Annotated in this window: 17 protein-coding genes and 1 rRNA gene; 7 read left to right on the top strand and 11 right to left on the bottom strand. The window is 27.5% G+C overall.

The window, feature by feature from the left end:
• Positions 1-53: 53 nt before the first annotated feature.
• Positions 54-578, top strand: a complete 525-nt coding sequence (locus AC0B4S_RS04300) for a hypothetical protein (RefSeq protein ID WP_465101860.1) — start codon at positions 54-56, stop codon at positions 576-578.
• A gap of 2 nt (positions 579-580) precedes the next feature.
• Here the strand turns inward: AC0B4S_RS04300 and rrf are convergent.
• Positions 581-686, bottom strand: a 5S ribosomal RNA gene (gene rrf / locus AC0B4S_RS04305).
• A 663-nt stretch (positions 687-1,349) separates the two neighbouring features.
• On the opposite strand from rrf, the gene AC0B4S_RS04310 reads away from it, so the two are divergent.
• Positions 1,350-2,531 (top strand): IS3 family transposase, encoded by a 1,182-nt coding sequence (locus tag AC0B4S_RS04310; protein ID WP_465101581.1) that lies wholly within the window; start codon positions 1,350-1,352, stop codon positions 2,529-2,531.
• Between the two features lie 64 nt (positions 2,532-2,595).
• On the opposite strand, the gene AC0B4S_RS04315 is transcribed toward AC0B4S_RS04310, so the two are convergent.
• The 9 genes from AC0B4S_RS04315 to AC0B4S_RS04355 all read right to left on the bottom strand — a co-directional run bounded on the left by AC0B4S_RS04315 (position 2,596) and on the right by AC0B4S_RS04355 (position 12,062).
• On the bottom strand, positions 2,596-3,543 hold the full coding sequence (locus AC0B4S_RS04315; RefSeq protein ID WP_465101861.1) for a hypothetical protein: 948 nt from the start codon (positions 3,541-3,543) through the stop codon (positions 2,596-2,598).
• A 15-nt stretch (positions 3,544-3,558) separates the two neighbouring features.
• The gene (locus tag AC0B4S_RS04320) at positions 3,559-4,827 is read right to left on the bottom strand and encodes a S8 family serine peptidase (protein ID WP_465101862.1); all 1,269 of its coding nucleotides are present in this window, start codon (positions 4,825-4,827) and stop codon (positions 3,559-3,561) included.
• Positions 4,821-5,627, bottom strand: a complete 807-nt coding sequence (locus AC0B4S_RS04325; RefSeq protein ID WP_465101863.1) for a hypothetical protein — start codon at positions 5,625-5,627, stop codon at positions 4,821-4,823. The genes AC0B4S_RS04320 and AC0B4S_RS04325 overlap by 7 nt, the downstream gene beginning before the upstream one ends.
• 582 nt (positions 5,628-6,209) lie before the next feature.
• Positions 6,210-6,776 carry a hypothetical protein gene (locus tag AC0B4S_RS04330; RefSeq protein WP_465101864.1) on the bottom strand — a complete coding sequence of 189 codons (567 nt, stop codon included), beginning with the start codon at positions 6,774-6,776 and terminating at the stop codon, positions 6,210-6,212.
• A gap of 204 nt (positions 6,777-6,980) precedes the next feature.
• Complete coding sequence (locus tag AC0B4S_RS04335; protein ID WP_465101865.1) at positions 6,981-8,510, bottom strand: hypothetical protein; 1,530 nt, start codon at positions 8,508-8,510, stop codon at positions 6,981-6,983.
• 188 nt (positions 8,511-8,698) lie between these two features.
• The gene (yidC, locus tag AC0B4S_RS04340) at positions 8,699-10,810 is read right to left on the bottom strand and encodes a membrane protein insertase YidC (protein ID WP_465101866.1); all 2,112 of its coding nucleotides are present in this window, start codon (positions 10,808-10,810) and stop codon (positions 8,699-8,701) included.
• Positions 10,788-11,129, bottom strand: a complete 342-nt coding sequence (rnpA, locus tag AC0B4S_RS04345; RefSeq protein ID WP_465101867.1) for a ribonuclease P protein component — start codon at positions 11,127-11,129, stop codon at positions 10,788-10,790. The genes yidC and rnpA overlap by 23 nt, the downstream gene beginning before the upstream one ends.
• Before the next feature lie 12 nt (positions 11,130-11,141).
• Positions 11,142-11,291 carry a 50S ribosomal protein L34 gene (rpmH, locus tag AC0B4S_RS04350; protein WP_465101868.1) on the bottom strand — a complete coding sequence of 50 codons (150 nt, stop codon included), beginning with the start codon at positions 11,289-11,291 and terminating at the stop codon, positions 11,142-11,144.
• 165 nt (positions 11,292-11,456) lie between these two features.
• Positions 11,457-12,062, bottom strand: coding sequence for an FMN-dependent NADH-azoreductase (locus AC0B4S_RS04355; protein WP_465101869.1), 606 nt, complete (start codon positions 12,060-12,062; stop codon positions 11,457-11,459).
• 73 nt (positions 12,063-12,135) lie between these two features.
• Between AC0B4S_RS04355 and serS the strand changes: the two genes are divergently transcribed.
• The 5 genes from serS to AC0B4S_RS04380 all read left to right on the top strand — a co-directional run bounded on the left by serS (position 12,136) and on the right by AC0B4S_RS04380 (position 20,044).
• Positions 12,136-13,401 carry a serine--tRNA ligase gene (gene serS, locus AC0B4S_RS04360; protein ID WP_465101870.1) on the top strand — a complete coding sequence of 422 codons (1,266 nt, stop codon included), beginning with the start codon at positions 12,136-12,138 and terminating at the stop codon, positions 13,399-13,401.
• Positions 13,401-14,240 carry a Cof-type HAD-IIB family hydrolase gene (locus AC0B4S_RS04365; protein ID WP_465101871.1) on the top strand — a complete coding sequence of 280 codons (840 nt, stop codon included), beginning with the start codon at positions 13,401-13,403 and terminating at the stop codon, positions 14,238-14,240. The genes serS and AC0B4S_RS04365 overlap by 1 nt, the downstream gene beginning before the upstream one ends.
• A gap of 38 nt (positions 14,241-14,278) precedes the next feature.
• The gene (locus AC0B4S_RS04370) at positions 14,279-15,088 is read left to right on the top strand and encodes an HAD-IIB family hydrolase (protein ID WP_465101872.1); all 810 of its coding nucleotides are present in this window, start codon (positions 14,279-14,281) and stop codon (positions 15,086-15,088) included.
• 89 nt (positions 15,089-15,177) lie between these two features.
• Positions 15,178-19,176 (top strand): MGA_1079 family surface serine endopeptidase, encoded by a 3,999-nt coding sequence (locus tag AC0B4S_RS04375; RefSeq protein ID WP_465101873.1) that lies wholly within the window; start codon positions 15,178-15,180, stop codon positions 19,174-19,176.
• Positions 19,136-20,044 (top strand): hypothetical protein, encoded by a 909-nt coding sequence (locus AC0B4S_RS04380; RefSeq protein WP_465101874.1) that lies wholly within the window; start codon positions 19,136-19,138, stop codon positions 20,042-20,044. The genes AC0B4S_RS04375 and AC0B4S_RS04380 overlap by 41 nt, the downstream gene beginning before the upstream one ends.
• A 50-nt stretch (positions 20,045-20,094) precedes the next feature.
• Here AC0B4S_RS04380 and AC0B4S_RS04385 read toward each other — a convergent pair whose 3' ends face one another.
• A complete protein-coding gene (locus AC0B4S_RS04385; protein WP_465101875.1) occupies positions 20,095-21,051 on the bottom strand; it encodes an ABC transporter ATP-binding protein in 957 nt (318 codons plus the stop codon).

The following is a 21,051-nucleotide window of genomic DNA, read 5'->3' on the forward strand; positions in this document are numbered from 1 at the left end:
ATTATAACAAAAAATAATTATAAAAGTGTACGTTTATAATTATAATTATAAACATGAAAACAAGAAATTTTTTAGACACTCTTGGTGCCTTTGATTTATTAGCTAAAAAACATAAATTTGTTTACTCGCTTTTTTCTAAAACTATTAATAGTTTGGCTTTAAACCAAAGTACTTCACAGCCATATGAAGTAGTTATAAATCTAGAAACCTTAACTACACTATTATTTCTAGAAAATAATGTTTTAATTGGAAACCGCAGTTATGCGGCTGAAAACACCATGCCCTATATTGCCTTAAATAACGAAAAAATTTATTTAAATTTATTAATAAAAACAACCAAATCTAATTATAACTTGGTTGTTAACACAAAGTATAACAAAAAAATTGAATATAACTTATTTAAAGTAATTAATAAGTTATATTCACCAAATCCTGATTTATTAATTCTTTTATATTTTGATTCAAATGAAGGATTAACAAAAATAAAAAAAGTTATAAATGTTAATCCAGATTATTATTCAGTTATCGAAGTTGCTGGTAAGCAATTTCCATACATTGAAGAATGAAAAAAAATATAAAAAAACAGTGGCTTCCTATTTTCACCTTTTGGCTATCGTCGGCGTAAAGAGGCTTAACTACTGAGTTCGGAATGGTATCAGGTGATCCCTCTTGCTTTAACCACTGATAATAGTATAACACAAAAAAATAAAAGTCAAAATATTTTTTTATTTTTGTTTTTTAGAAAAGTCACTTGCGAGATATTAACAAAATAATTGCGTTTTAATTTTAACATAAATTTTACATAAAAAATGCATGAGAAAACAGAAAAACACGGCAGTATTTATAGTAAACCCCATAAGTTGTACTAAATCAATTTGCAAAACTTAGGGGTTTACTATAAACTTTAATTGCCTTCCAAAATTCAAAAGATAGAAATATAATTAGGGCAACAAACAACATACAGCTTTTGCCATTGAATTTAAAGCAGTGAAAGCTAAATATATGAAAATTCAATCGGTTTGTGCGAGAAATGAGTTAACAAGGGATACAGTTAGTTCAAATAGGCACCAAAATTTATATTAAATTGGAGGAAATGATATTATTACATTTGGAACAGAGAAATCAAAATCATGCTTTAAATCAGATGCCCAAAAAGAGAAAAAATAAAAGTAACAGGTAATTTAGTCCATAACTTTGTCGAAGTCAAATTCTTTAGCTCTAGTGCAGAGAATAATCCATATAAAAAATGCTGGGGTAGTAAAGCCGGACAGAAAAGTTAACATGTAAATGTTAGCTTTTCTGTTACCATTCGTTGGTACCAACGAAGAATTTTTTTGAAAGGATAAATTATGTCAAGACATTTAAAGAAAGAAGAATTTGCAAAAATATATGAAGAATATCAAAAATCAGGTTTCCCAGGTGCTTTCCAAGCTATTTACCAAATATCACCAGAAACAAAAAACTTACAAAGAAATAGTGTAAAAGTTAGAATTAATAAAATAATTAAGTATTATAATTTAGGTATGGAAGACTTATTACAGACAAAGAAAGGGGAAAGCCGCAAAAAAGGAAGCGGCAAACCTAAGACGAAAAGAGAACCAAATTGAGATATTTTTGATCGTGATGATTTGTTACAAATAGCTAAAAGATATTATGAAATTACCAACGAATTACCTAAAAGTAAGAAAGTTATTGAATCTAAAAGTTTTAGTATAAGTTATGTTAAGCTTGCAGAAGTTTTTGGCATTTCTAGACAAACAATTTCTAAAACTCAAAATATTAAAATTGCACAAAAACTCCCTAAATATAGTGATGTAATCGAAAAATCGTTCGCAGAAACAAAGTCAAGATATGGAAGGTTAAAACTAAGTGTTTACATATCTAAAAAATACAAAATAGATATAAACGAACGTTCATTAGGGAGATATATGAACCTTTTAGGCCTAAAATGTAAGCTTAGACAAAAATCAAAACGAAAAGAAATTAAAAATCTATCTACTCAGATTGATAACTTCGTAAATCGTGATTATAATGATCAAAACAATCGAAATATTTATGCAACTGATGTTTCATATATAAAAGCGCCAAAAGATGTGTTAGAATCACACGTTTATTTGTCTGCAATTTTGTCTCATAAAACTAAACAAATTGTTGGTTTTAAATTATCAAAAAGTAATAATCTAGAACTAGTTTTAGACAATTTAAATTCATTAAAGCAATACAAATACAAAAATTTTATCATTCACTCAGATCATGGCTTTCAATATACACATCATCAATATATTAAAGAAGTTAAAAATCTTGGTGGGATTATTTCGTTATCAAGAGTGGGAAATTCTCTTGATAATCGAGAAATTGAATATTGGTTTGGAATCATTAAAACTGAATTATTAAATGATTTAGATTATTCAAAAATAACATTTAATGAACTTAATGATATGATACAAGAATATGTAATTTGGTACAACAATGACCGAATTCAATCAAACTTAAACTGAAAAACTCCACAGCAATTTGCTATGGAATTATAAATAACTAAAATGTTAAATTTTGCTGTCCATGTTTATAGTTCCAAGCATTTTTTTAAAATATAAATTATGGATATTGTTTTTTAAATACTTCTTCATATCATTTAACAAATTTATCTTTAAATGAAAGAAGTGTTTCATCTTCTTTTCTTCATATTGTTTTATATTCTATAACATGATTTTTATTAACTAAGAAAACTTCCCACTTTATCGGTTCCATTTCAAGTGCGTCCATATGTCAAACTGATTCAGGGATTAGTTCATGACCACTAATTGAAGTTATATATGTTTTATTATTTTGGTATATTGGTATTATATAGCCAGCACCTTGTAAATATTTATAAGGGCTTACAGTAGTTATAACTATATTATAGTTATCTAAAATATTATAAACATCTTTATTTTCTAAATATAATTCTTCAAAAAGTTTTTTAATTTTTTGATCATCAAAAAACTCATCAAAAGGATTTAATTCTTTAAATCTTTTGACAATATAAGTGTCAAATTCCTCTTTCGAAGTTATTATATATGAATCTTGAGCTAAAAAATTCTGAGGATTTTTTGGTTGCAATGATTTATCTAAAAAATTCTCATTAAAAGTATCTAAATATTTTAAATGGTATTCATTTTTTAAATATAATTCGTCTTCTCGTAATCATTCTTTAGGGACAAAGACTGCAATGTTGGTAAACTTTTGATATGTAGGATAAATAACTTTGTATATTTCTTTTATTTCGTTAATGAGTTCTTCTTCGGTTGGTTCTTTTGGTTTTTCTATCTTATCATTTGATGTTGGTTTATCAATATTTTGCTTTGCATTATTCTTTTTTTTATCTGACACAATATTTTGATTTAAATTTGGATCTTGTTTAGGTACTGGTTCATCTTTGTCTTGCATTATTTCTATTGGTTTCGTAGTCTCTTTAATTGTACCTTGTTTCTTTGCATTACATGCAAAGGTGAATAAAGGTGTTAAAATTGGGCTAAATAACAAAATTTTCTTAATAATCTTCATTTCGTACCGCATGTGTTAGTGCAACAATATCATCAACAGAATTTGCAAAAGAATTTTCGATACTTTAGTAACTATATATCTGTAACTTCCCGATTCGGTAATCTTATATTCTATTAACTCATCATTAGTTAAAACAGTATAAACACCTTTAACTGTAACTCAAGCTCCAGTCTCATCTTTCTTTTGTAAGATTAAATCATAATCAGTAAACCATCTATCATATTGGCGTTTCTTTGCTTCTTCTTGTTTAAGTCATAAATAATCATTATGAGTATCCGGTAAAGTTGAATATGGTTTATTTCAAGGTGTATAAGGAGTTTCGTTTGTTACTATTTTTGAAATACTAAAACGATTTAATTTATTTTCTCAATAGCTGTTATTTTGTAATGAATAATATGAATTAAGTGGAGAATCTAAAGATTTTAAAATACCAGCGTTAAACATCCATGAACTAGAAATTTTAATAGTTTGATTTTTACTTAATTTAAGTTCATCGCTTCTTAAAACAATTTGACTTGCTTCAGTTGGACTAATTGTTTTAACTTGGTAATTATTAGCTGCTTCAAGCATTGCATTAAAATCTGGTATTCCAGCTCCAAATTTTTGCTCATAACCACTTGTTTTATAGCTTAATCCAGTTAGTTTAGGACTAACAGCTGATGCTGATAAAATTGCTTTTACAATTGGAACCCTATATTTACTATTTCTAATTTTTTCATTATATTTAATTAAATTAGAAAGTAATCCTGTAACAACTGGCGCAGCATAACTAGTTCCTTTGCTATAATTATTAGTGTTATAAACTGGGTTATAAAAATATGCTGGTGAAACAACTAAAGGTTTAGATATATTGCTAAATTCATCTAATAATTGATAATTAGAATAATCTGCAACTTTATTAGATCTTAAATTTTTCTTGTTAGCATTATTTTCTAATGCACCTACAATTATAGAATTAAAAGATAATTTGTCGTCTGATATTAAGTGCCTGCTATTAGTACCGTTATTTCCTGCGGAAAAGATATTTATCACACCATATTTACGTGATATATAGTCTAAAAAATATGAGTTTTCACTGTATCCTAAAAAGTATTTTGAATTATCAACATATTCAGATCCATTTCAGATAGTCATTTTAGTACCATAGCTATGGTTTATTAAACGTATACCATCTTCCTTAACCATTTTTTGAATTGTTTTATTTCAATGACCATCGGTAAAATTACTAGTATATAAATATACTTTGGAAGTTTTATCAATACCGTGCTGGCCACCAACTATCATTGACACCATAGTGAATGTGAGTTTTTTGGTTTATTGACATTGTTTTCAAGGTCATTTATTTCTATCCCATTTTTAAAATACTTTTTATATTTCTGATCAAATGGGTAAGCTCAAACTTCTAACACACCAATTTTATTAATATAACTATTATTCAAATAATTAGTTACATTAACTATCGATGCATTTTTATTTGATGAGTCAATAAATTTTTGCAAGTCAAAATCAATATAACTTTCATAATTTTTATTTTTATAAATTGTTGGGTCAAAGTTAGGAGGCATTAATTCATATGGTATTGGATCTAGAAATTCACGTGGTGGATCAAGTTGATTTACTTCAAATTTATTAACTTTATTCTCAAAAATAATAAATTTCTCAATTTCATTTCAACTTTTTATTGAATTAACAAAACTTTCCCGACGCTTTTCGCTTTCAAAATAGAACCAGACCATTGGGAATATTTCGCTAGTTTCAAATGATTTAAATGTCACATCATTTATTTTAACTTTATTTATAAAGTTAAAATTAAACCTAACTATTAAATCTTCATTTTCTGTTTCAAAACCAGGATTTAATAATAATTTAAACTCATAATTATTATTAATTGGTATATTTGCTTCTTCATTATCTTCAGTTAAAGCAGATGTTGTACCTTGTCCACGAATCTCAAACTTATTAGTACTTAAATTATCATATCAGTCATTTATAACACTTTGTTTTAAAGTTTTAGGAACAAAAAAAGCAGATAACCCAGAAAAACTTATAAAAAGTCAAAAGAATCATTTTAAATTCTTTAGCATAAAAATCTCCTTATTAAATTTATCTAAAAATATATTTAATTATTTAAATAACTTTAAAAATTCTATATATAAATTATAACATAATTTAAAGTGTTAAGTAATGTTGGTAAATATACGAACCTATCTTTTTCACAATAATTAAATATCAAATACTCAAAAATACTTTAGTTAATGAAAATGGTGTTAAACAGGAAATAGTAAGTCATTTTGTAACTAGTAAAAGAGAAGCACCACTTTATCTAGTTTAACTGCTTATCATAATTCTAAACAATAAAAAAATTTTTTAAACCTGTAGAGGTATAATCAAACTACAAAATCAAAAAAACCTAATCTGATTTAAATAGATTAGGTTTTAAAATATTATGTTTTCTTATTAGGGAGATAAACATCATTGTATCACTTTTTTATATCCTCAAAGCTATTATATATTCGCTTTGTTACAGTTATATCCTTTGGTAGTAAAATTACTTTTCAAACAACAGGCCCACCTCATCCACTATTCCATACTGGTTCTTTATTAATATCACGAATTTGAAATACAAAAAACATGTTGTTCAATTCCATTTTTATTAAGTTATGTTCTTAGGTATATGGAAAAATATAAATATCTAAACTTTCAAGAATATTAAAAACATCTTTGCTTTTTAAATAAAGTTTCTCAAAAAGTTCTTTTATCTCAAGTTCATCATGGAAATTTTCAAAACTTGGTACTTTTTTAGCATTGGCAATAATATAATTTTTAAAATTTTCTTTCGTGCTTATTTTTATAAATTGCGGGCTAACAAAATCATTGTCTATAAAAAATTTGCTATTTATTTTATTCTCAATACGTGATGGTGAAGATTTTTCACTATTACTATTAATTCTAGTTGTTTTTGGAGGCAGAAAAGCACTTTCAGTTACATAGTTTGCTTCTTCCTTGGCTAGTTCTGTAGATATTTTTTTGTGTTCTTCTTCGTTTATTTTTTTAGTAACTATACTAGTAATATCATTCTCGTTAAGTGTCCAAGGTTTTTCATTTCACGGTTTTTCATCTTCGTTAGTACCCAAAATATAATTGGGTGGGTAATCAATTTCTTTCTGTGAACAAGAAAATACTGATAAAGGTACTAATAAAATGGATGATAAAATTAATTTTTTTAGTTTCATAACACATCCTTTCTTACATTTATAATTATTAAGAAAACTAATTTGTGAAACAAATATTAATAATATTCCTAAATTATTGATAGTTTAATATCAGTTTTCTCAAAATATTATACATTATTTTTTGAAAGCTGTTTTATGATTTTTAGCCGAAATAAAAGATATTATAAAAGCAAAAATATTCGCAATTAATGCGAATATTTTAATTTATTTAGTATCCCTAGGGTTATCCCCAAATCAACCCCAGAAATTTGGCATTTTAACTTCTTGAGTTTTATTATTATAAGTTACTTTAATGATTGCTTTAGTAGGATCAAATAGACTACTAAATTCAACGTAAAATGCCAGTTTACCACCATTAACTAATTTCATACCATTTTTAACATAAGCCTTAAATTTAACTTGGTTTGCAACTACATTAACTGGTTCTAATTTATCATTATTGATTTTATATTTCATAGTAGTTTTTGGGGTATCTGGGTGTGATAGTTCGATTGTTACCTCTTTGCCATTATGATCATTTTGATTGGTTGATCTACCTGTACTACTTACAACACTTTTGTCAAATGAAACATATTTATTTCAAGTTCCTCTTCTCCAAATTTCATTTTCTTGTCATTTGGTAAGTGTAACATCACCAGTTTTTCTATTTTTACCAGCAACATCAAAATATGATCCATTTCTATACCCTGTAAATGACATAACAATTCTTGTTTTTGAAGGGTCTCATCTTTTTCCTAATAATAGTTGGAAAGTTATGTAACCTAATTCATCATCTGACTTATATGTGCTAGTATATAAACTTATATCACTCTTATTTGATCCAAGGTTCGAAATAAGAGATGCTTTATTTTTTTCAATTACATATGAAACGTTTCCAGTACTTTGCCCTTCTTGTTGAATTGTCATATTTAAGTAAAGTTTTCTGCTTGGATCTTCTGAAAACTTATGGTTATTTGGTATAACTACCTGGTATAAAGGTAAATTAGGAACTAATCCTAAGTGTTGCGAATGAGGAAGAATATCTAAGTATTCTTTTGTAGCTTGTAATGTTACAAAAGGTTTACCAGTTACAGCATTAATATGTATGTTTGATGAAGCATTTCTAGTATTTACTTTTTTCTCATCTAATGGGATAAAAGCAAAATCTTTTACGGCAGATTCAAAAGGTTTTTTAACTTCTGGTTTATAAGTTTCTACACTTGCTGCTAATTTTAATAATTCTTCGTGGCTCATTTTGTCTAAAGCAGTTTGTTTTACAACGTTGCGGCTAGTTGGTTTAATAGAAATTTCTCTACCACCAAGACCAATTTCGAATTTAAAGTTTGCTGCTGTTCAAGCATAATCGCCCGCAAATTTAACATCTAGTGAATATGTCTTTGTAGCTTCATTAAATTTTCCATTTTCAAGCCTAGCACCAGTTGCTTTAAAACTAGTTGTAACTTCTTCAACTTTATTTGTGTATCCTAAATACATTACATTATCTCCACCGCTTATATTAGGGTGCTCTAATATAAAACTAATAAATGAATACATTGATTTAAGGTCATTTATTTCATTATCTTTTAATGCAAAACTAACATTTACTACATGGTATTTTTTACCATTTTCTGTAACAGTTTTATCAAAATATGCAGTATCATTACTTTTCTTTGTATTAGCACTTAATCCAATAATAGGCAGTGCTACTAATGAAGTAGATAACAAAGCAAAAGCCTTTTTAAAACTTTTTTTCATAATTTTAGCTCCTTTTGGTAAAGTTAAATTGAAGCTTTACCAAAGTAATTATACTAAATATACAAGAAAAATAATTTAACCCTTGAGCCCTTTATACTGTTATTTCCAGTAAAAATATTGTTGTGTTTTTAATTAAAAAACAAAAAAAGTATTCAAAAATGAATACTTTTAGTTTATATTTTCGATTGTTACTTGGCTAATTTTTTGCTATACTTTTGTTTAAATCATTTGGTTTGCTTTAGTTTATGAAGTGTTAATGCTTGTCCTATTTGTCATAAACCACCAAATAATCAGTAAACTTGAACTCCGGCACTAAACAAGACTGTAATACCCGTAAAAATAATCATCATATACTTTTGGGTTTTTTCTGATTTTTTCAAGGCTTGCTTTTCCGTAATAGTCATAGAAATGTTGTTTTTCTTCCGGTTCAACCATTGAGGTATAAGTTGTGAAATTAATTGTACCACAATAGCAGCAACTAAAATCCATATATACACAAAGTTACCACTAGTTACTTTTTGTCATGATACAGATGAGAAGTTAATTCCAAGCCAGAATGTTTCTTTAAGTTCTGGAATAGCTTGAATTACCCGCCACATCGCGAGGAATACTGGCATTGACAGGAAGATGTTAGCAAATTGATCAAGTGGATTAATATTATATTTGTTATATAAAGCTTGAAGCTCTTGACTTTTTTTCATCTTCATGGCCTTATTATTTTCAAATCCCATGTATTTAGCTTCAATAGCTGCTTTTTTATTTCTTAACCCTTCTTGTACTGATTGCATAATTGTGGATTTAAACGAAAGAGCTAGAACAAGCAAACGAGTAAAGATAACTGCAATTAAAATAGCAATAATTGATGACCAACCATCCATATCCGGCATTGCTTGTCTTAATGATTGAACAACAACAGATAAAGGATAGACTAGTAAACCATAAAATGGACCATATGTTCATGCTTGGCCTCATGTATAAATCGGCTGAACAGCATAATCGCCACCTAATAAAATATTAGTTTGCAATTTAGCTTCGCCTTGCGGAGCATTCTTATTATATTCTGCAATGAATTCTTCTATCGTATATTTATTTTCGTCATATTTATTAGTAGATGAAGTAATTAATTCAGAAACTCTTGCTTTATATGCATTCCCTGAAACACGTGTTGGAACAATACCAAATTGCATTAATCAAGCATAAATTATTTCATGGTAAGCATTTATAATTGCATACTCTTCTTGGGTTATTTTAAATAACTCTTCATTATTATTTTGTATTTTTGTATCTTTATTTTCGATTCTAGATACTAAGAATCTATAATAGTCATTAAATGAATTAAAGGTTTGTTTATATTCTTGTTGAGCTACAGTGTTTAATCTTTGTAATAATTTACTATCTTTCCCAAATGTATATGCATAGAAGAATTGTAAAACATCTCTTGCAAATGCACGGTTAAGTAAACTCCTTGTTTGATCAGTTGCGCTAGTAATAGAGTCTAATGCTTCTTTTGAAACATAATCTACTTTCTGTAATCCTGAAATAAATGAAACTGCAACTTTCCCATTTTCATCTACTTCATTATATCTTCTAGTTACTTCAGAACCAGCAGAATTTGTAGTTTTAATTTCTTTTTGCTTTAAGGCTAAAAATGGGGAATTTTGATCAGGAAGGTAACTAAAAATTAAAATTTGATTTTCATCTAAACTAGGATCATGTAAATATTGATATTTAAGTTCACTTTCACTTCTGAATAAACTCTTATTATCTTTCTGAATAATATTAGATTCATTATCTATTTTTGAATAACCTAGTTTTGTTAAATCTTCACTTTTAATACCTTCAGCTCCAATACTAGTCATGAAAATTCCGTGTTTTCCATAAACACCTTTGTTGTCAATAGTTTGTTTACTAAGGTTTTTTAAAGTATCTTTATTATCAACCAATACGTTGACATCAGCATCTTGTTGTAAGACATCCAAACTTAAGTTTATACTTTTATCTTTAACAGTTTCACCATTAGCATTGATGTAAGTTGAAGTGTTAGTTACATTTTTAGGTTTAAAAGTATTAAGTTTTGGTGCAATATCTTCAGGACGGCGGTAAAACTCGATACTATTACCTACATTTGATGAAGTTTTTAAAACAAAGGACTGCACGCAGCCTGTTATAGTAATAGAAAAAGCAAATAAGTAAAGAATGATTTTGACAATTTTTCAAATTTTCTTTGTTAATTCACTTCTTCTTTTTTGTGGATCATTTTCTAAATTAGAAAAATAACTAAATTGCGGTGTTTTTTTCATAATTCCTTAATTTTTTAAAAAGTATTTGTGTAGCTAACTTTTTATCATTGTAGCTAATTTCACAAAACTTTTTACGAGCAATAATTATTATATGATACTTAAGGTCAAAAACGTTTAGTTCTCTTAAGATCGACTTTAATTGCCGTTTATAAAAATTACGACCAACAGAACCCTCAAATTTTTTTGGGATGGTAATACCAATTTTACATTCAGTTGATTTTTGATAATAAATAATTAATGTATCATTGGAAATATATTTTTTAGCATTAATTATTTTTTCAAAATCTCAATTTTTGCTGAGTCGGAATTTCTTTTTCATAATTTAACAATATTATTTGTTATCTGAAACTGTAAGTCTTTTTCTACCTTTAGCTCTACGACTAGCTAATACTTTTCTACCATTAACAGACTTCATTCTAGCTCTAAATCCATGAACTTTTGCATGTTTACGTTTATTAGGTTGGTAAGTTCTTTTGCTCATTTTGCCTCCTTATAAATTAAAATAAATTGATATATACGTAATATAAGCGTGTTTATATTATACAATAAAAATATTTTTTATGTCAAGTATTTTTTACGACTATAAAAGACGACATTTTAACCCTTTTTAGATAAAAAACAAACCTAGTGGTTTGTTTTTTGATTTTTATAATTTACTTTTAATTTCTGTAACTAAATGTTCAAGTTGTGCTTTAACTGATTCAACATATTCTTGTGGACTTTGACTAGCAATGCTTGTAACTTTGGTTCCTAAGATATCAAATGAATTAACACTTTTTGCTCCTAAAAATCCAAAAGTTCCTTTTAATCATTTAATATGATCACCTCATGTATATGTTCCATAGCCTGCGCCCTGTGAAGCAACTACTAATACATTAAGTTTGTTTAATAATCCAATTGGCATTGCTGATGTTGCTCCTTCGTAAGTAAATGTTTTACCAGCAACTGCAATAGCATCAATAAAGTTTTTAACTGTATTACTTGGTGCAAAATTAATCATAGACATTGAGATAACTAATAAGTCAGTTTCCTTAAGTTCTTTAATTCATTTATTGCTTTCTATATCATTTCAATATGTTTTAAAGTTTTGTTCAGTTAATATTGTCTTAGCAAATTCAGTTTGATTTAAATCAATTCTTTTGACAGAATATTTTTCATTTGCAAATAATGATTCAATATGATTCATTGTTGCAGTTGAATATGATGTTTCACTTGTATTAAGTGCACCATCTAATAATAAAATTTTTAGCATTTTTTCTCCTTCGTTGAAATTTTGTAACTAAATTATACATTATTTATTATAATTAAAAGAGAAAGCGAGAAAAATGCTAGATTTAAAAAATATTTTAAAAAATCCTGAGAAAGTTAAAGCGGGTTTGCAAAGCAGAAACTTTGACCTTGCAATATTTGATGATTTACTAAATAAAGCACAAAGCCGTGGAAATCTTATGTTCCAAGCGCAAAATAAAAAAAGTGAATTAACTAAATTATCAAAGTTATTTGGACAATATAAAAATCAACCTGATAAACTATCTGAATTAAAAGAGCAAATTGATGATGTAAAAATTCAAGAAGTAGCCTTAACTAAAAAATCTGATGATTTAAATAATGAGATACAATCTCTTTTAGCACAGATTCCAAATCTCCCTTTGGAATCTGTTCCTGTTGGTGAAGAGGAAACAAACAATATAGTTTTAAAAGAATATTCAACATTAGGGAGGGGATTAGTTTCTGGTGTATTGCCACATTACGAAATTGCTAAAAAACTTGATATTATTGATATTGAAAGAGCTGTAAAATTATCAGGTTCAAGGTATGTTATTTACAAAAACCAAGGGGCTAAATTAGTGCGCGCATTAATTAATTTTATGCTAGATTTACACGAAACTAAAGGGTACCAAGAATTTACAACACCAGTTATAGTTAATCGTAATATTTTATTTGGTACTGGTCAATTACCCAAATTTGAAGAAGATTTATATAAATTAGACAATTCACAATATTTAATACCAACAGCAGAAGTAACTTTAACAAACATTTATAACAATGAGGTGGTAGATTTATCAAAACCATTTAAAGCAACAGCTTATACTGAATGTTTTAGATCAGAAGCAGGAAGTTCAGGACGAGATACCAAAGGAATTTTACGCCAACACCAATTTAAAAAAGTTGAATTAGTTAAAGTAACTAATTCACAAACTGCGACCAGGGAGTTTGAGCAAATGGTCTTAGATGCACAAGATGTATTGACAAAACTAGAAATACCACACCGTTTATTACAATTATGTACTGGTGATCTTGGTTTTTCAGCAAGAACAACAATTGATTTAGAACTATGATTACCTTCTGAACAAAAATACCGTGAGGTTTCAAGTGTGAGCTATATGGGAGATTTTCAGGCTCGCCGTGCTATGATTCGTTTTAAAAATGATCAGGGGCAAAATGAATATGCTCACACAATGAATGGTTCAGCCATGGCTGTTGACCGTCTTATTGCAGCTATTTTAGAAATCTATCAAAACCACGATGGATCTATTACAATTCCTAAAGTTTTAGTGCCATATATGAATGGCTTAGAGGTAATTAAATAATGAAAAAAATATTTGCATTTGATTTAGATGGAACATTATTAACAAAACGAAATTATGTTCACCCAGAAACTATTGAAGCTTTAAAGTTAGTTAAAAAACAAGGTCACTATAATGTTGTGGCTACTGGGCGTGGCTTGTCAAATATAATGCCACTTTTTAAAAATAATGATTTGTCTTCAATTGATTTTCTGATTTGCTCAAATGGTGCGATGATTCATGACCCAAAAACCGGAAAAAACGAAATAATTCAAAGTATTAAACCGGAAGTTATGGAAATTATTTATAATATTTTTATTGAAACTAAATCAATCTTATTGCGTGTTGATACAATAGATAAAAATCAAACTTTAATTCATGATGAATATATGAGTGAATGAGCAACAAAAACCCACCTACAAAGCGATACATATTATGCTCCTTCTACAAAACAAGAAGTTTGAGACAATATTTATAAACCAGGTGCAATAATTACGCAAATTGCTTTGCGTAACAATATTCATAAAGCAGCAGATGTTACTAATCAATTAACCGCTGCTTTGAAAGAAAGTGGTTGCGAAGTATATTTAACAAATTCAATTTATTCAGATATCAACGGAATTAATGTGTCAAAATGAAATACCTTAAAATATTTAGCAAATTCATTAAAGGTGGATATTCAAAATATTGTAGCATTTGGAGATAGTGGAAATGATGTGTCAATGATCCAAAACGTAGGTTATGGTCTTGCAATGGGTAATGCTACTTTAGATGCTAAAGCAGCCGCTAAAGAAGTAATTGGTGATCATAATACCGGTGCCATAGGACAATTTATCAAAAAATATTTACAAAAAGATCTTTAAACAACTTTTAAAGATCTTTTTTAATATATAATATTAACATGAACAAACCTGAAATAATTTTTATTGATTTAGACGGCACAACATTAGATGGACCGGGTGTTAAATTCTGAGAACGAATGCCTACTGAATATACAATTAATGTAATAAATAAATTGCAAAAACAACTCCCAGTTGTTGTTTCAACTGGAAGAGGTGTAAATCAAAAGACACAAATCATTGTATCACTGCTTGGTAATAATAGTTATATAGCTTGAAATGGGGCAAAAATTGTTGAAGATGGTAAAGTTATTGCTAGTTTTCCGGTCGAACAAGAAGTAGCCCAAGAACTCTTTGAAGATATTAAAAAGAACAAATGTTTTGTTGTTTTTAATTCTTCAAAAGAACATGCATTTGTTAAAAATAATTTTTATAAATTTTGAATGGGCTTTGGCAAGGAACAAGCTAAACAATATTCAGAATATAAAAATGATTTTGAGATCTTCAAGGCACTAGTTTGGTCAATTTCAAAATCAAAAATCAGAAAACTTGCTCTTGAATGAGGCCAAAAATATAAAGGCAAATTAGAAGTTACTCTTAGTGGTTCAAATAATATTTTAGAAATTACCAAAATCAATGTTTCTAAAGGTGATGCAGAAGTAGCATATTGCAAACTAAAGGGAATAGATCCTCAAAATGCCATCCACTTTGGTGATAGCGGAAATGATGCTTCAACTAAAAACAAAGTTGGTAAATTGATTGCTATGGCTAATTCAACAGATGAATTAAAAGAAATAGCAGATGAAGTATTACCGCTAACTTGTGCTGAATCTGGGTTAGCTAAATATTTAGAGGAAAACTATTTAAAATAAACTACATATAATATTTTACTTACCTGTATAAAATACAGGTTTTTCTTTATTTATTGTAAAATAATTACAATAAATAAATGTGAGGTTTTATGCATAAAAAGAAACAGCTAGTTTTAATGGGCCCTTTAGTAACATTGCTACCAGTTATAGTAATGAGTTGTAATAGTGCTCAAAGACTTGAAAAAGAAGATAAAGAAAAAGGTCCTAATTATCAAAAGATAATTAGTTTTTTCAATAATCAAAATAGAAAACAGTTAAATATATTACAAAATAATATTACACAAACAAAAGAACCTATTTCAGCTAATAAAGCTGATATTCTAATCAATTTTGCAACTGAGTATCTCAATATCTTAGATACTAATATTGAAAGTCTTTATTCAGACATTGGTATTAACAATGAAAACTTTAATTCAATTAAAACAAAACTCCAAAAATATGACAAGATTATTAATACAACCTCATTAAACTTAAATAATTTAACTCATGAATTACTAGAAGAAATTAAACAAACTCATTCTGATATTCAAGCATACAATGAATTAGTGATTGAGAAAAACAAAGAATTAGATAAGTTCGTAATCCAAGCAAAGAAACTTAATCTTAGTAATAAAGTTGTTAAAGACTTTTTAAATTCTGCAATTTATAAATTATTTAATTTAAATAAAGAAATTAAGAATCCTTTGGAGTTGATTAAAGAAATTGATAATAATATTACAAAACTAAATAAGTTGTTTACATTTGCATTTAGTTTAAATAACGAATCTTTAATTACACAATTAAATAAAGTTAAAATATTTCTTGAGGAAAACCTGTCAATAAATAATCTATCTTCTTATAATAAAGGATTGGAAAATAACTTTACTTCATTAACTAATTACATTATTGAAAATAATCTAATAGCACATGATGTAAAGAATGCTAAAAATAGGTTATTTAAAACTGTTGAATCTTCAAATATTTCGCCTCTGGATAAACAGTCATTAATATCTGAGATCCAAAATATTTATAACTTAGAAGGTATTTATCAATTCCAGGCAAAACTAAATCACCTTGAAACAAGCCAAGTTGTTGACCTAAGAAGTTCTTTAATTCAAACAATACAAGAAGCACAGTTAACACAAAATAACAAAGATAATTTAAAAGATTTACTTAATACTTATAGTTTTAAATCATTAAATACCTTTAACGAAGAATTTACTAAATTCCTCCAAATATTTGCACAAGTTAATAATAAACTAACGAGCATTGAAACATATATTAAAAATGAATACCACGGTGCACAAAAACTAGTTTTAGATTATTACAAAGAAAAAGCAAAATATAATAAATTATTTACAGGTGGCTTATTAGATAAAATCTCGCTAGTTTCAATGCAATCAAATATTAAATCTTTTGAAACTTTATTACAAACTTATCAAACTCTTGATACTAATCTAAAACAAAACAAGGAGCAAGATTCCAAAACACTATTAGACTATTTCAAAGATGAAGCAGGTGAGAAACTAAAATTTGAATATGATGAATTAGGTAAAAAATATGACCTCGAAAAATATTCATATTCAGCATCATATACTTTTGAAAATACAAAGTTATTCTTTGATGTACATGATAATGAATATATTGATTATCAAATAACAAACCTAGAATTAGACCCAAGCAATTGAAATACTTTAAATGTAGAAGTTAAAGTAATATTAAAACCTAATCCAGACATAAACTACACTTATAATTTCTCCAAAACATTCGCTAGAGATGTCACTCAATACATTGACAAAATTAACCTTTGACACATTGATGAGAATTTTAATGTAAATTATGAGCGTTTAAATGAATTGAAAGAAAGTGATTTTCTAAGCTTAAGTTTTGAAGATAAACTTTCATACTTTAAACCTAAATCAAGAAGAATTTCAAAATTTTTTACTTATCAATTTCTTGATGATTTTGAATATAAAAATGGACAATTATATGTAACATTAAGAGTTTTATTTAATAACCAAATAATAAGAGAAATAAAACGGCCAACACTGCATAAAGTGGACTTTTGAAATAATCAAGGATCATACCAAACTTATCTTGATGAAATACATAAAGCAAAGATCCTTAAAATCCTTGAAGGTCCTTCATCAACATTTTTTAATTCTTTAAAATTTAAACCAAATACCAAAACCACTCATGAAATCTATCTTGCATCTGATGCAATCAAAGCATTCAATGATTCATATATTTTGCCTAAATTTGGTAAATATGAATTATTTATTAAAGATGTTATTAATATTGATGATTGAAATGGAACAGCACAATTAATTCTCTGATACAAAAAAGATGGAGTTGAAGTGCCAAGCGAAAATAATCAAGATATTTATAAAAATCCTATTAAAATTAACAATTTCAAATTACTTAACTTCTTTGACTTAAAGCCTAAAGGTGAAATCTTTACTGCAGAAGACTTTAAAGATGCAATAATGCCAGATCAAAATATTATTAATTTAATTAACTCAGTTAATGAATCGAACTTTACCCCAAGGCTTACTTCATCGACTAAAGTAGAACCTGATTTTAGACTTATCAATGTTCAAGATTTAATTGACCAAAAAGCATTTATTAACATGGAATATTTAATGTTAATAAATAACACAGGAACAGATAATAAAGGTGTAAATCACGATGATAAAGCATATGTTCCATTAGATAACAAATATTATGATAAAGATATAAAGGTTAATGCAACAAATATAAGCACATTACGAGGAGATTATTTCCCAGTTTGATATGATGTAAAACGTGTTGGTAAGCGTGGCATGTCATTTAAACTTGGATGAATTAAGAAAACTGATCAATCAATTAGATACACCAACGAGCAAGAATATACCTTAATAAACTTAGTTAATGACTACCAACAACACCACTACCCAGAAATCATGGTTAATAATATAAAACTAAGCGATTTAGATATTAATTATGAAGTCTTAAAAACTAAAACAGCAGATGAATGAGCAAGAGATTTAAATGGCCTTGAACAAGTAATCAAATTGAAAGTTAATGAAAATAATGAAATTCAATACAAAAACTTCTCTTTACCAGCTTCAATATTTAAAATAAATTCTATAAAACGTATTTCTGGTGACCAAGCATACATCAGCTTTAAGGTCCAAGATAAAAGCAATAAATGAATTCAAGGTAATACGTGATACAAAATAAAAGGATTTGCTTTAAGTCAAACAAATAATTTATACGAAAGTTTTACATGAAAAAATTCAAATTTAAGAACAATTCAAGATTCGCTAAGTTCAATTGCCCGTGATCGGGTAATTGAACCAATGTGAGATGATTTATTATGAGATATCAATACTCGTACTAATATTGCATCATGAACCTTTAAACGTAAGTATCTTGAGCAAACCTTACTTAAACCAAATGCTAGAAATAGAAATATTAAATTTAATATACATGCTAATTCATTAATTAATGATAACCAAAAAACTCAACGCATTAGAAATAACGATAATACTATAGCTTTAAATATAGATTTGGATAATTTAATTGCTTCTAAAACACTTAAATATATTAAAGAAGCCAAAACCAATACAGACAAGACTTTTAAATATATATTAAGTCTAACCTGAAATGAAATTACGGGTATTGAGTTTAAAATCTATATGGAGGACAACTCATATAAAATAATTATTGATGAACCAGACACACAAATTAATTTCAAAGAAACATTTGAAAAACATCGGGCATTTTTAATATTACCTGCTGCTGTAAGCGCAACAATACAATATACAAATGATGAAGAATTAGAAGATTTTAAAGTTAACCAAAACCGCTTTGATTATAATCATATGGAATACAACCAATTCAACCAACCTATTACCATTTTCTCAGATTGAGAATATTTAGCTAACCGTGATGTCTATCAACCAAACCAAAATGTATCCTTCAAATTACATGAAGGATACAAAATGGATGCGGAATACATGCGACTTGAAGAATGACGTAACTGAGATATTATGGAAAATGCATACTTGAGGTCAGTAAAAGTTAATGTATTTAATAGAACAGGGGGGGGTCTCCTTATTAGCTAAGGCCAATAAGGATCCTGATGACTTTACTTTTTTATTTGCCACAAATTCGCATGTTGAAAATATAATCCCTGAGGCTGCTGCTGCAAAGTCATGAAGTGATATTATCGATCAAAACTTCCTAAAGGAAGCAAAAAACCGTCATTATCATTTTAGTTATTTACTAAATGATAATGATTTAGAACGTAGCCGAAATATTTGAACAACTCATGGGTTTACCTATAATAATCCATCTATAATATGAGTAACTGACGAACAAGTATCAAAAGATGGTAAAACCATTAGGCAACCACATGATATTATTGTTTATTCAATAGATGTATTAGAAAAAATAAAAATTGCTAGAAGTAAAGGGTTAATGGACCAGGTATTACGATTTAAAAGACTTATGAAACAAGCAAATTTAGAAATTAATATTCCTTCTAAATTTAGAATTCCTTCAGTTCCTATGATTTGGGATGCTGCGAATATTGGTTTTCCTTTTAATAAATTTTCTGCTTCCATTACGCGAAGACCAAAGTGAATTAAAGACAACCAATTTGCAGTTGGATGAAGAAATTATTATTCACATATTTATAGAGGCCAAGGTTCTTCAGGATCAGCTTTATACATTTCTAAAAATGGTAGTTTTAATTATTTTGGTCTTCTAACTGCTGGAAGTAGTGAATATTATGGTGATTCAACTTTTTCTATAGCTTATAGTTATGATTTAAGAGATTACAATTTTTTTGGTGTTAATTATGACCGTGAGCATCCTCTTTCATTACAAAATTATCGATCATTAGCCTCACAACTCTTCAAGGCTTATTTATATAATCCTAACACTTATGATATGCCATGGTTTTTAAAAGAATTAAAAGAAGAAAATTAAAATATAATTTACAGTAAAAAGCACCACAAAATATTTTGTGGTGCTTTGAATTAATTTTCCCAGTTTATGTTTTTAGGATGAATTGGGTTTGGATTATTTCTTTCGTTTTGAATTTTTCCATCCTTGACTGTAATAATTTTAGAAGCTATTTTATCAATTTTTGGGTTATGGGTAACCATAACAATGGTGGTGCCATATTTTTTGTTAATATCATATAAATAACTTAAAACTAATTGAGTAGTTTTTTCGTCAAGGGCACCTGTTGGCTCGTCAGCAAAGATAATAGGAGAATTTTTTGCAATTGCTCTCAAAATAGAAATTCTTTGCTGCTGTCCACCTGACATTTGTGCTGGATATTTGTATTTAACATCATCCATATCAAACTCAGTGAATAAGGCATGTAAATCAAGTTTTTTTTCTTTATTTTTTTGTAAATATCCACCAGTTTCAACATTATCATAACCAGATAAATTTTGTAGCAAATTGTAGTTTTGGAAGATAAAACTAACATTTTCGCGTCTAAATAAAGTTAATTTAAGGTCACTTAAATAAGGTAAGTTTGTATCACAAACGATTACGTTCCCTTTTGATGGCCTATCTAAAGCTGAAATTAAGTTTAGCAAAGTACTTTTACCACTACCTGATTTACCATAAATCATAACAAAGTCACCCTTATTAATTGTTAGTGAAATATTCTTTAAAACCCTGGTAACGATATTTCCTGATAAATAATATTTACTTACATCTTTAACCTCAATTATTGCATTCTCACTATTTTTTAGGTCTTTATTTTCGTCGGTTAAACGCTTATTTTTCGCTGCTTTAAACAATTTTTTAGCTATATAGCGATCAACTATAACTCTTTTGCTACCTTGATCTACGTCTAAAATATCAAAGATATTTTTATATGTTATCTTTACATCACTGTTTTTACTTAAAATAGCAATTTGTTCATCATTTGTTTGATCGTTATTAATTTGTCGTTCTTTTTTCTTAAAAAATGCCAT

This window comes from Mycoplasma sp. 6934 (genome assembly GCF_055523595.1).